This is a genomic window from Armatimonadota bacterium, assembly GCA_016789105.1.
GTDB lineage: Bacteria > Armatimonadota > Fimbriimonadia > Fimbriimonadales > Fimbriimonadaceae > UphvI-Ar2.
In genome coordinates, this window is the sequence record JAEURN010000010.1 from 29,600 (window position 1) to 42,170 (window position 12,571).

12 protein-coding genes are annotated in these 12,571 nt (G+C 60.4%); 6 read left to right on the forward strand and 6 right to left on the reverse strand.

Features of this window, described 5'->3' with window-relative positions:
- Positions 1–48: 48 nt before the first annotated feature.
- The 5 genes from JNM28_11840 to JNM28_11860 all read right to left on the reverse strand — a co-directional run bounded on the left by JNM28_11840 (position 49) and on the right by JNM28_11860 (position 4,417).
- Complete coding sequence (locus tag JNM28_11840) at positions 49–777, reverse strand: prepilin-type N-terminal cleavage/methylation domain-containing protein (protein MBL8069133.1); 729 nt, start codon at positions 775–777, stop codon at positions 49–51.
- On the reverse strand, positions 722–1,996 hold the full coding sequence (locus JNM28_11845) for a hypothetical protein (GenBank protein ID MBL8069134.1): 1,275 nt from the start codon (positions 1,994–1,996) through the stop codon (positions 722–724). The genes JNM28_11840 and JNM28_11845 overlap by 56 nt, the downstream gene beginning before the upstream one ends.
- Complete coding sequence (locus JNM28_11850; GenBank protein MBL8069135.1) at positions 1,996–2,886, reverse strand: phosphoribosylaminoimidazolesuccinocarboxamide synthase; 891 nt, start codon at positions 2,884–2,886, stop codon at positions 1,996–1,998. Before JNM28_11850 ends, JNM28_11845 begins: the two co-directional genes overlap by 1 nt.
- 24 nt (positions 2,887–2,910) lie before the next feature.
- Positions 2,911–3,405 carry a DUF433 domain-containing protein gene (locus JNM28_11855; GenBank protein ID MBL8069136.1) on the reverse strand — a complete coding sequence of 165 codons (495 nt, stop codon included), beginning with the start codon at positions 3,403–3,405 and terminating at the stop codon, positions 2,911–2,913.
- Between the two features lie 127 nt (positions 3,406–3,532).
- Positions 3,533–4,417 carry an alpha/beta fold hydrolase gene (locus tag JNM28_11860; GenBank protein MBL8069137.1) on the reverse strand — a complete coding sequence of 295 codons (885 nt, stop codon included), beginning with the start codon at positions 4,415–4,417 and terminating at the stop codon, positions 3,533–3,535.
- A gap of 63 nt (positions 4,418–4,480) precedes the next feature.
- On the opposite strand from JNM28_11860, the gene JNM28_11865 reads away from it, so the two are divergent.
- The 5 genes from JNM28_11865 to JNM28_11885 are packed head-to-tail and all read left to right on the forward strand — an operon-like array spanning position 4,481 to position 10,383.
- A complete protein-coding gene (locus tag JNM28_11865) occupies positions 4,481–4,828 on the forward strand; it encodes an RNA-binding protein (protein ID MBL8069138.1) in 348 nt (115 codons plus the stop codon).
- Between the two features lie 11 nt (positions 4,829–4,839).
- On the forward strand, positions 4,840–6,345 hold the full coding sequence (locus JNM28_11870; protein MBL8069139.1) for an NAD(P)H-hydrate dehydratase: 1,506 nt from the start codon (positions 4,840–4,842) through the stop codon (positions 6,343–6,345).
- Positions 6,342–7,547 (forward strand): FHA domain-containing protein, encoded by a 1,206-nt coding sequence (locus tag JNM28_11875; protein ID MBL8069140.1) that lies wholly within the window; start codon positions 6,342–6,344, stop codon positions 7,545–7,547. The genes JNM28_11870 and JNM28_11875 overlap by 4 nt, the downstream gene beginning before the upstream one ends.
- Before the next feature lie 48 nt (positions 7,548–7,595).
- Positions 7,596–8,966, forward strand: coding sequence for an FHA domain-containing protein (locus JNM28_11880; GenBank protein MBL8069141.1), 1,371 nt, complete (start codon positions 7,596–7,598; stop codon positions 8,964–8,966).
- 13 nt (positions 8,967–8,979) lie between these two features.
- Positions 8,980–10,383 (forward strand): VWA domain-containing protein, encoded by a 1,404-nt coding sequence (locus JNM28_11885; GenBank protein MBL8069142.1) that lies wholly within the window; start codon positions 8,980–8,982, stop codon positions 10,381–10,383.
- Between the two features lie 212 nt (positions 10,384–10,595).
- On the opposite strand, the gene purF is transcribed toward JNM28_11885, so the two are convergent.
- Entirely contained in the window at positions 10,596–11,981 is a 1,386-nt protein-coding gene (gene purF, locus JNM28_11890; protein MBL8069143.1) for an amidophosphoribosyltransferase, read from the reverse strand.
- Between the two features lie 98 nt (positions 11,982–12,079).
- On the opposite strand from purF, the gene JNM28_11895 reads away from it, so the two are divergent.
- On the forward strand, positions 12,080–12,544 hold the full coding sequence (locus tag JNM28_11895) for a hypothetical protein (GenBank protein MBL8069144.1): 465 nt from the start codon (positions 12,080–12,082) through the stop codon (positions 12,542–12,544).
- Positions 12,545–12,571 lie beyond the last annotated feature (27 nt).

The following is a 12,571-nucleotide window of genomic DNA, read 5'->3' on the forward strand; positions in this document are numbered from 1 at the left end:
TCCGGCCGAAACGATGAGCTGGGCCGGACGCCCTTTGGAAACGACCGGTTATTCCAGGTCGAAGAACTTGTCGGTCGGGGTTTGGCCGGAATAGAACTGCCCCAACCTCAACCGCTTGGAGTGCGTGTCGCCCCAAAAGATGGTGGCTCCCATGGCCCACGTGGGATCGGGCCTGCCCCAGCAGTCGGCATCGGGTTCGCTGGGGGCAAGCAAGTGTTTGCCGTCGTCGCCGCACCAACTGCCAGGGATGGCCGCTTTGGCCGAAGCCAGAACGACGGTCTCGGCGGGAGAACCCAAGGCGGTCGATGACACTCCGGTGTGGCCGTCGAAGTTGCTGAAGTCGGTCTGGATGTTGGTCAGGTAGGTGGCGTTGTAGCCGAAGTGGCTGGTTTCGGCACCCGTCACGTCCTTGTCAGAAATGGACGAGCCAGGGCAGAGCCAGATCTGCTTGTTCTTGACATAAGGGTCCACAAGGTCGTGCCACAGCAAGAACTGCGTGGGAGTCGCATAGGCGTCGAGCACGTAGGTGTCGTCGTAATCTTGCATGTAAAGCACCATCGCCAAACCCAGGTTCCGCTGGTTGCTCAGGCATTGAGTGGCTTTGGCCGCCCCTTTGGCTTGGGCAAAGACCGGGAACAGGATCGCGGCAAGGATCGCGATGATTGCGATGACGACAAGCAGTTCGATGAGAGTGAAGGCGCGGCGGGCCACGGAGGCTATTCTACTGGGCTGAGGCGCCAGGGTCGTGGTCGAGGGCTTCACAAATGGCTGCCGCATAGGCTTTGCTCGCCCCCCGGTTGGCTGCGACCAGGCTGGCGGCAGCCGCTCCCATGGCGGCCCGTTTGTCTGCGTCGGCAAACAGCCGGGCCAATGCATCTCCAAAGGATTGTTCGGAATCCACCGTTAGCGTCGCGCCCGCCCGGAATGCCATTTCTGCAACATCCCGGAAATTGAACATATACGGACCGTGAACCACTGGCTTGCCGTGGGCCAGCGGCTGGATCAGGTTTTGCCCTCCAAGCCTATCGAAGCCGCCACCGACGACGACCACATCCGCCACCGAATACACCTTGGAGAGCTCGCCATAGGTGTCAAGGATCAGGTACCTCCCAGTTTCGCCCTTGGATCGCAGGGCAACCGATCCGAAGAGCGTGGCAACACGCCCGGCCAGCGCCGGCACTGTCTCCATATGGCGGGGGGCATGGACAACCCAAACATCTTTCAGGCGAGCGTCTTGCAATGCCCTAAGCACAAAATCCTCCTCCGATTGGCCCCGGGTCGAGCCAACGACGACCACAGGCGAGCCCTCAGGGATGCCGAGTTGGCGGCGCCACTCGGCTGGGTCGGCTTCCAATCCTTCCAGCGCCTGGTCGAACTTGCAGTTCCCGATGGTTTGGGTGTGCTTTGCCCCCAGTTCCTCAAAGCGCGAGCGGTCGGTGTCCGTCTGCACCAAAACTTTTCCGACCAGCCCCAACAAACGTTTATAAAAAAACTTGAACCGGCGGGCCCGGGGGAACGAGCGGTCGCTCAACCTCCCGTTCACGACCAGGGTTTGGGCTCCGACGGCCTCGGCCGCCCACAAGAAGTTGAACCAGAGTTCGGTCTCCATGATCGCCACGACCTTGGGTTTGACGCGAACCATCGCATTCAACGTGAATCGCGCCACGTCGATGGGGAAATACACCAAATGGTCGTAAAGGCCATCGGCTTGCTTTCGGGCCGTTTCATGCCCGCTGGATGTGGTGACGCTGAGGATGACTTCGGCTTCCGGGGCTTGCCGGCGGATCTCGCGTAGTATCGGGAGGGCCGCCACCACTTCGCCCACGCTCACCGCATGGAACCAAACCCGCCGGCTTCCCGGCTTGAGCACGATGGGGTAATTCCCTTGCCTTTGTTGCCAATCGACTTTTTCGGCCCGGCGGTTGGCCCGCCACAGCATCCAGGGCACCCAAATCGGGCTGAACAAAGTCAGCAAAGCGTTATAGAACCAAAACATCAGGGGGTGAACGGTTGCCCGGTGACGCGTTCATACGCTTCAATGTATTTGGCCCGAGTTGCGGCAACGACTTGATCCGGGAGTTCTGGCCCGGGCGGGGTTTTGTCCCAATCGAGCGTTTCCAGGTAATCGCGGACGAACTGCTTGTCAAAACTGGGTTGGGGCCCGCCGGGTTTGTAGAGACTGGCTTCCCAATAGCGGCTGGAATCCGGGCTCAACGCTTCGTCGATCCAGATCAGGCCGTTTTCAGTGAGTCCGAACTCGAATTTGGTGTCGGCCAGGATCAAACCGGCCCTCGCCGCATGCTCGGCGGCCCGGGCATACAGCATCAGCGTCCAATCTCTGACTTTGCCCGCAACGTCGCTCCCAACCCGGTCTGCGGCTTCGGCAAAGGAGATATTTTGGTCGTGCCCCGATTCGGCTTTGGTAGCCGGGGTGAAGATCGGCTCGGGCAACCGCGACCCGTCGCTGAGCCCGTCTGGCAGTTCTAACCCGTGGATTTTGCTGCCCTCTTTCCGGTACTCCTTGAAAAGCGATCCGGCAATGTAACCCCGGGCAACACACTCGATGGTGAGAGGGGTTGCTTTCCGCGCCACCATGCACCGACCTTTGAGGTCGCTTCGGAATCCCCCGACGATTTCGGCCACGTCCGTGTCGTCGGTGGAAATGACGTGGTGGGGCACCTCGCCCTCAAACATCTTGAACCAGAATGCGCTCATCTGGTTGAGGATCCGGCCCTTATCGGGGATGCCGTTGGCCATGACGACGTCGAAGGCGCTGATCCGGTCGGTGGTGACAATCAGGAGCTGGTCGCCGAGGTCAAAGACCTCGCGGACTTTTCCCGTTCGCGGGGGGCCAAGGCTGGGGAGGTCGGCGGTGAGCAACGCCATCCCGGTTAGGATAGCACCGCTGGCTCAGGCGTCGGTGCGGACGAACCGTTCTTCGTAGGCCCGGATTTTCCGTTGGATCTCGTCAGGGTGGCGGTCGGCATAGCGGAGGGCCGCCCGGAGTTCCGCCTCGGTGAGAGATGCATAGGATTGCTTGAGGTCTGCCAAGGAGCCGCGTTTCCGGTGCTCCCGCACGATTTCCCACACAAAGATTCCACTATCCACAAGACAAGCCGTGCCGTTCTCGTCGATTTCGATCAAGATTGCGTTCTCATCGTTCCCAGTGTCGGATCGGTAGATTTCCAGCCGGACGGCCAAGTGGCTGACATCGGTGGCCAAGCACACGGCGCAATCGGCCTGTTCAAGGTCTCCGTGCTCGACGGCCATGAGGCAGAGCTCTTCATAGACTTCCGGATGGAACTCTTTGACATGGGAGACGAGGTTTTCAAAGGATGCCGGCTTCATTCGCGCGAGTCGGCGCAACTGCGGAAGCATCCAATGCTCCATTTGGGGTTGGATCATAATTTCAACCTTCCTTGGCCCTGGTGGTCTGCAACGACCTGCCGACCTCATCGTCAGCCCGGTTTCGGCCCAATTCCGAATACTTTGGACGCATCTTACCCATCCGAGGATGCGTGGTTTAACGCTCTCACAACAATCCGTGCCGATCTAGGAACCCGGCGAGCGACCTTTTGAACAGCTCCGGATCATTGAGCCTCCCCGCCCCGTGGGTGGAATCGGGGAATGTGACGGACTGGACCGGCCCCTTGACCGAATCGGCCAGGAGCGCGGCCGAGGCGGGCGGCACAATCGGATCAAGACCGCCGAAGAATAGGAGGACGGGGACATCGGGGCCGAGTTCAGAAAGCGCGTGGTCAACCCGAACCGCCTCGGGCTGGAAGCCTAAGAACCATGGCCCAATCCAAGAGGTCGGCCGCATCCACCGGGCAGCCTTCTCGCCACCCAAGAACAGCCACCAGGCATCGCTGGCTTCTTTCATAGACCGGAATGGGGCATCAAGCACAAGGGCATCCACTTCCCCACCCGGTTCCCGCGCCGCCAAGGCGCAGGCAACGCCACCCATCGAGCTCCCCAAAAGCATGACCTTGCGGCCTGGGAACTCTTGGCGAACCCATTCGAGCACGGCCAAGACGTCCAGGCGTTCGTCCCGCCCAAGCGTGACTTTGGCGCGGCCGCTCCGCCCGTGGCCCCGGTGGTCGAAGAACACCATGGTCGCCCCCATGGGAACCAGTTGTTGGGCTACCGGAACCCATTCGCACCGGTTGACCAGGTAACCATGGGCGCAAACCACAACCAGGTCGCCCAAACCTTTTGCCACCCATCCCCGGATTGGAACGCCGTCCTTGGTCACGACTTCAAATCCGGCCTGCGGGAACCCCATCATGCCAGGGCTCACGAATTGGTGGATGCGGATGGGGTAGAGGCTTGCGCGCACAGCGGCGATCAGCACGGCGACATAGAGGAGGGCCGCCAAAATGGCGAGAGTCGCCACCACGGTTAAGAAGATCGTCAAGTCCGCCGCTCCGATAGGAAGTACGGCTCTGCGCGATATTTGCTAAACTCTTGCCTCGCTGCCATGTTCGCCCTCAATTTTTACGCCGAGCTTTACGACGAGTTACTGCGCACCGGCCGGAAGACCGTTTCGATCCGCCTTGGCGACAAGACCGACAAATACCAGGACGGGATGGTGGTTTGGGTGACGATCGGGCCCCGGTTCGGGCGGCGGCAGAAACTCTATTCTGCGATATTAGATCGGGTGGAAACCAAAAAGATCAGCGAGCTCAGCCCCCGCGACATCGAGCGGGAAAACCCCGAGATCCGCAGCCAGGATGAGATGATCTCGTTCCTCAGCCGGGTTTATGGCGAATTCATCACCCCGGCCCACACCTGTACGGTCATCTACTTCAGCCGGATCGACGAGTAGAGGTTCGCGTCATGTGGATCGCCACCCGCGCCGAATTCCAGGAGATGGATCGCCGGGCAACCGAGGAGTTCGGAATCCCGGTGGCAACCTTGATGGAGAGCGCGGGGGAAGCCGTACTCCAATATGTGAGCGAAAACACTCGGCCGGTTGCGGTGGTCTGCGGGGTTGGCCATAACGGGGGCGACGGGTTTGTGGTTGCGCGACTGTTGGCCGAAAGGGGTGACCAGGTCACCGTCTTTGTCGCCGCCGAATCCCCTGACCGTTTGAAGGGCGAGGGTCTCGCCCGGTTCAATGAACTCCCCGCAGGCATCCCAATCCATTTCGGCGAGTTTTCCCAGTTAACGGACGAGCGGTGGGACACTGTTGTGGATGCCATCCTGGGGATCGGGGCCGAGGGCGCTCCACGGGGATTGGCAAAAGCGGCGATTGAGGCAGTCAACTCCTGTTCTGCCACCCGCATCTCAATTGACGTTCCAAGTGGCATCGATTGCGATACCGGCCAGGCTGCGGGAGCATGGGTGCGGGCTGACGAAACGATCCTCCTCGGCCTGGCCAAACAATTTGTCTTTCAAGGAAATGGGATCACGGCGATGCGGCATTGGTCGCTTGCTCCTATCGGATTTCCGACGAAACTGCTTACGCAAGTGAGGGGCGCCTACCTCACGGACCGGTCTGAAGTTTCGGAGCAACTGCCAATCCGCAGATTCGACTCCCACAAAGGCGAGAACGGCCATGTCCTCATCGTTGCCGGAAGCCAAAGCATGCGGGGGGCGGCGGTTCTCGCGGCCATGGGCGCCGTGCGATCAGGAGCCGGATTGGTGACAGTGGCCGGCATACCGGCGGTTTGTGATTCGGTCGCTTGTCATTTGCCAGAGTGCCTGACGATGGCCCTGCCGCAAAGCGGCGACGGCATCGCCCATGTTGCCGCCCAGCTGATCCGGGCTAACAAAGGCAAGTGGACCGGGGCCGTGTTCGGGCCCGGATTGGGGCAATCGGACAATGTGCGGCAATTCCTTGCCGGCGTTTGGGACGGGTGGGACATCCCGAGCGTCATCGATGCCGACGCTTTGAACGCGGTCTGCGAAGGGGTGAGCCTTGCACCTGCGCCGTGCATCCTGACCCCGCATCCAGGCGAAATGGGGCGCCTTTTGCGCACCTCAGCACAGGATGTCCAGTCGAATCGGTTCACTGCTATCCGGCAAGCCTGCGAACAGTTTGGAAAACCAGTGGTCCTCAAAGGCGCTTACAGCTTGGCGGCTACCCCAGGTCATCCGATATCGGTCAACCCTACCGGCAATCCCGGCATGGCGGCCGCTGGGATGGGCGACGTATTGTGCGGGGTGCTGGCCACCCTCCTTGCCCAACAACTTGATCCGCGGATTGCGGCCGAATGCGCTACGTTTTGGCATGGCCATGCGGGCGACCTTTGCGTGGAAGAGCAAGGTGATTTTGGCTACACGGCTAGCGACCTGGCGCGAAAACTGCCCGACGCCCGGGCTACACTCACCCCAGCGTGAAACGGGCTTTCCTTCTCTTCGCACTCCTTGCGGCGGCTCTCGGCTCCGCCCAAGACCTCAAAACATTCGTCGTCACCCCTCCCGGAGAAGGTGGTTTTGCCTACGTCTTTTCGAAAGGCGACGAGATCAAAGACCCTGTCCCGATCGAAGGGAAATTCGCCGAAGCGGCGGCACCTGATGACCCGAATGGCTGGAAAGTCTGGGTTGTGGACTCGGCCATCAACCGCGCCGCCGGAATGGACTTGGTCGCTGCCCTCAAAGCCAAGGCATTCAAACCCAAGGCTGACCAATTCACTACAGTTGCCGACATCGAGTTCCATGTCGCGACCAAATCCGGGCCGTTCCCGGGCGGCAGCCTGGTCGTCACGGGGGGGAAAGACCCGCTTGTTTTCAATATCCCGGCGAGCGACAGCAATGTTGTCGGAGCCCACTTCCTCACACAGGGGGCCTACAAATTCGAACTGAAATATTCAGCAGGCGGGGAGGACAAGTCGGTCAGCGGCACATTTGAGCCGGACAAAAAAGGCGGGGCCTTTGTGGTGGACATTTTGGTACCCGAATCTTTCAAGGAACCTGTATCCGACCAATCCACGGCAAAGCCTGCTGGAAGCACGCCGGTTCAGACTCCCTCCCAACCCCGCGACTCTGGTCAGAACCCAGCCATGGCGTTCTTGCGGCTTCTGGTGGGTCTTGCGGTCGTCGGCGGCTTGGGTTATGCCGGTTGGTGGTACTACCGCAACAACCAGACCGTTGTTGAAAAACTCGCCGACCAAGCCGGGCTGAACCGGCAGACAGGGGCGGCACCGGATCCAACCGGGGCGATGCCCCCCGAACCCGCTAAGCGGGACATCCAGAAAATAAACCTCGGCTCGGACGCCGCACCCATTGCGGCTTCGGCATCACCGGCGGCAACCCCCACCGTCAAGAATCCCCGGTTGGTGACGGCTGGCGGCGACGTGTTTTTGATCCCCGAAGGCACCGCTACCGTCGGGCGGGAAAATTCGGACGTTGTGGTCGCCGCCGAATCGGGGGCCAGCCGCCGCCATGCCGAAATCTCGCGAACCGGCGGAGTAGTCACCCTAACCGACAGCGGGAGCACGAACGGAACCTATGTCAACGGAACCAAGATCGCTGCCCCCACCGTCATTCAATCGGGGGACACCATCCAGTTCGGGGCCGCGTCCTACCGATATGAAGAGTAATCCCGGCATTTGTGCCGGGTGAAACCAACAGAAACCGCCATGGGGAAAATGCTCGGAAGGGCCCTGCTCTGCGCGATTGCAGGGACATTGGGATGGATTGTCACCGAACCGATGCTGCCCAAATCGACGCTGAGTCCCGAGTGGTCCCGTGCCGAGTTCGTGATGGTTTGGCTGACCCTGATGTTGATGGGGCTGGCCGCCGGATTCCATCAGGGTTGGATGAAAGGCGGGCGGCGAAACATCCTATTCGGCATCGCCCTTGGCGCGGTTTTCGGAACGATCGGCGGAATCGTCGGCTACCAAATCGGTGGCGGCCTGAGTTCTGCCATTTTCGGCCCCGGTTGGGCCGTCCAAGGCTTCCCGATCATCCCACGGACGATCACTTTTGCCTGCATCGGTTCGTTTTTGGGGATGGGGGTCGGCCTCACCCAGTTCCGTAGCCGCATCGTGGTTGCGGGAGCGTTTGGCGGATTGATTGGCGGCGGTTTTTCCGGCCTGGTTTTCGACCCGATCGGCCAGACGGTCGGCCATATCCTGGCGGGTGGCGGCGAATCGGGCTTTGTCGGGCGCGCAGTGATGTGGCCCTTGATCGGTTTCACCGTTGGGATGTTCACAGCCTGGCTAGAAGTGGCGACCCGCCAAGCATGGGTGCGTTTGGTGTTGGGCCGCAACGAGGGCAAAGAGTGGCCCATCGACGGTGTTCGAACCTTTATTGGCCGGGATGAGCGTGCCAACGTGCCCCTGTTCGGTGACATGAACGTGGCCCCTTTGCACGCCACCATCACACGCCAAGGGGTGAACTACATTTTGAGCGATGCTGGATCGCCAATCGGCACCGGATACCAGGGGATGCAACTGTTGCAACCGGTGGCCTTGCAACCGGGGGACACGTTCCAGATCGGATCGCACCAACTGCAATTTTTGGTGAAAGCCGGGGCCGCGCAGCGCATCCGCGAGGGCCGCGCCCATGCCGTCCCCGTGGGATACCAAGGCTCGCCGAGCGCGGCGCAGCCGCCCGGTCAGCCCGTCCCGTTGACTCCGATCCAAACATCAGGGGCCTTGTCAAGCCCAATCGGCGCGCCGGTTCAGCAGACGAACCCGACCCAAGCTTATGCGCAATCGGCGGCAGTGGCTGGATTTGCGCTTGTTGCGTTGGATGGCCCGATGACCGGGCAACGAATCGCAGTTGCCGGGCCGATTGAAGCCGGCCGCGAAGCCCCCGGGATCAACCTGGGCTTCGATGCCCAAGCGTCGCGTCGCCATGCCACCCTTGCGCCAACCGCCCAAGGAATCCATGTCAAAGACCTCGGGAGCACCAATGGCACGTTTTTGAACGGTCAAAAGGTGCCCGAAGGCGATGCCCCTGTTGGGAGCGTCATCAAGATTGGATCGACCAGCTTCCGCGTGGAGTCAACATAGAGTAGCCGCCGCCATGAATCAAAACGACCCAAACCGAACCATCATCTCCCCGCCGCTCGACCCAAACCGGACGGTAGTCGGCGGCCCCTCATTCGGCGGCAATCAGACGATGGCCATGTCGGCCCCGCCAATGGCCGGCGACCCGAACCGGACGGCCGCATTTGCCCCCGCGAGCCCCCTAAAGTTTGTTTTGACACCGACCCGCGAGGCAACGATGGCCAACGGCCCGGCTCGGGAGCAGTTTCTTTTGGAAATCACCGCCCCGACCGACGGCGGCCTCCCTGGCATGTCGATGTCTGGCGACCGCGCCCCTCTCAACTTGTGCCTAGTCATCGACCGCTCCGGATCGATGGAGGGCCAACCAATGGACTATGCCAAACAAGCCTGCAACCAGCTGGTCGACCTGCTGAGTGCCAATGATGTGCTCTCCATCGTGGTTTTCGATGAGATCGTCGAAGTGCTGATGACCCCGCAAAGGGTGACGGACAAACAGGCCATCAAAAACGGGATCGCCCAACTCCAACCCGGCTACACCACAAACCTCTACGACGGGATGACCTTGGGGAGCCAGCAACTTGGCCAAGCCATCGAATCGGGAAGGGTGACCCGCATGGTAGTGCTCACCGACGGCGAGCCGACGGCCGGCATCAAAGACTTTCAGCCGCTTGTGGCCCATTCGGGCGAGATCAAAGACAAAGGCATCACCACCACATTCCTGGGGTTTGGGCAGGAATATAACGAAGAACTATTGGCCAGCATGGCCAAGCGGTCCGGCGGCAACTACTACTACATCCCGCGTCCCGAACTGATTCCGGAGATCTTCCGCACCGAGTTCAACAAGATGGTCAGCACCACCGGTGTCAACCTCCGCCTCGACCTAAAAACTGCCCGATGGGTCAAGCTTAAAGGCGTGACCGGGCACACCGGCGCCATCGATCGCGAAATCAGCGTCAATTTGGCCGACATCGAAAAGGGTTCGACCATAGAAGTCGTCTGCGATTTCGAATTCGAAAACCATCCATTGGGTTGGTACCGGGTTGCAAGCGGCAAACTCTCCTACGACTCGGTGACTGGCGGCACGCAAACCGTCGATGTGGATTTCGTCATGGAATTTACGGCCGATTCTGCACGTTACATGGCGGCCCCGAATCCCAAGGTCGATGCGGCGTGGCAGGTTTCTGCGGCTTCGCGGGTGGTTGAAAAAACGATCATGGGGCTCAAAACCCAGGCGATTACATCACAGGCCGCTTTGGCGGATCTTGCCAAAACCCAAGCCTTGTTGACCTCTCAAGGCAAGAAAGCCGACGCCCAAGAGGTCACTATGGCGATGCAGGCGATCCAGCGGGGGGATATCGGCGGGGCCGAGAAAACCCTGATGGGAACAATGGTCAAATTGGATCAGGGCAAGAGCCAATAAGGCGCAGTGGATGCGCCGCCCGGCATATCCGGTCTCAGAACCTGGTCTTGCCTGGGCGGCTCTTCATCCCAGCATCACGCGGATGCTGCCACAACCAACAGCGTTCTCCCCTTCGAATTCCGTGCCAATTCCAACAATTGCGCAATCAACCACAATCATTCGATTTCTAAGAGGAGCTGGCCAGATTTCACGGTGGCCATTTCGCCGCTGGCTTACGCCTTGGCCAGGGCATCTTTATCGAACTCGCCAGCGATCTTGATCGGGTAATTCCCGGTGAAGCAAGCGTTGCAAAAGCGCCGCTCTTGCGGGCCGACCGCGTCCATCGCCCCCTCCACGCTCAAGTAACCGAGGGATGTTGCGCCGAGGTGCTGGCGGATCTCTTCGATGGATTTGTTGGCCGCAATGAGTTGGGCGCGGGTCGCCATGTCGATGCCGTAAAAACAAGGGTGCATAATTGGCGGGGCGGTGATGCGGACATGGACCTCTTTTGCGCCGTTGTCGAACATCATTTTGACGATCTGGTCGGTGGTCGTCCCACGGACGATGGAATCGTCCACCAAGACAATGCGCTGCCCTTCAATATTCGACTTCAGGGGTGAAAGCTTCATGCGGACACCCAATTCCCTCATGCGCTGGTCGGGTTGGATGAACGTGCGGTGGATGTACCGGCTTTTCATCATGCCCTCGCCAAAGGGGATCCCGCTTTCACGCGCGTAACCGATCGCGGCGGGGATGCCGCTATCGGGAACTGGGATAACCAGGTCGGCATCGGCAGGGTGCTGACGGGCGAGGGCCGCCCCCATCCTCCGGCGAGCTTCATAAAGTGATGTGCCAAACATCAAGCTGTCTGGCCGGGCGAAGTAGATGAATTCAAAAAGGCACATCGACTCCCCAAGCGAATCGGCAGCTTGGAAGCAGTGCATGCCGCCTGAATCGACGACGACACATTCCCCAGGTGCAACATCGCGCTCAAAGTGGGCGGCAACGGGTTCAAAGGCGCAACTCTCGCTGGCCAGCATCCATCCCTCGCCAACCCGGCCGATGCTGAGCGGCCGAACCCCGTTCGGATCCCGGAACCCGATCAGCCGGTCTTCCAGGCAGACCGCGACGGAATAGGCCCCCTCGATGCGAGCCATCGTCTGCCGGACGGCTTCATCGATTCCGCGATCCATATATTTCATGAGCAGGATGGCAATCAGCTCGCTGTCGGCATCAGTTTCAAAAGTGTGGCCTTCGGCCCGGAGTTCGGCATGGAGCCGGACAGAATTCGTGAGGTTGCCGTTGTGGGCCACGGCCATCTCACCGACGACGGTGACACAAAAGATAGGCTGCGCATTGCGCTTTTCGCTCCCCCCGGCAGTGGAATAGCGGGTGTGCCCCACTGCCACATGGCCAGGCAGGGCATCCAAGATCTCCTCGGTGAACACCTTTCCGACGAGCCCCATATCTTTGTGCATGCGGACGGTTCCCCCATCGCTCGCGGCAATCCCGGCGGATTCCTGACCCCGGTGTTGGAGCGCGAACAGCCCGAAAAACGCCAGCCGTGCCACTTGCTCGCCGGGCACGTAAAAACCCACGATCCCACATTCTTCCTTGATCCGGTCTCCGTGCCAAGAATCGTGGTGGGGGTCGGTGGGGATCACAAGATCATGATACCGGTTGGCAATCGGCGGTTTGGTACGGGTAGCGTGCGTGGATGGATTTCCAAGCCAGCGCCGTTAAGCTCCTCGAAGGGGCGGTCCGGCTGATGACAGCCGACCTGGAGGCGATGCCGGAGGCGATGTTTTCGCGGCATTTCGGAGGTAAGGCGAGGACGGTGGCTGACATCGTCTACGAAGTCATGCTCGTTAACGACCACGTTGGCAGGACGATTCGAGGGGACGAGTTGTTTGAGTGGCCAGAAGGCGGGTGGATCACGGCGCCCGAAAGCTTCGCCGGTAAGGATCACATCCTGGCCCAGTTCAAAGAGTCTTGCGATAAGATTGTGGCAACCGGCAAGTCCCTTTCCGAAGCCGACCTCCTGAGCAATGTGACGACCGAACACGGCGAGACCAGCCGTTTTGAGCGTTGCCAGTTCATCGCCCTACACATGTGGTACCACAGCGGGCAATTCAACTACATGCAGACCCTGGCCGGAGATGACGGATGGCATTGGGGATAACCTTGGGCCCTGGCAAAGATCGGCCAT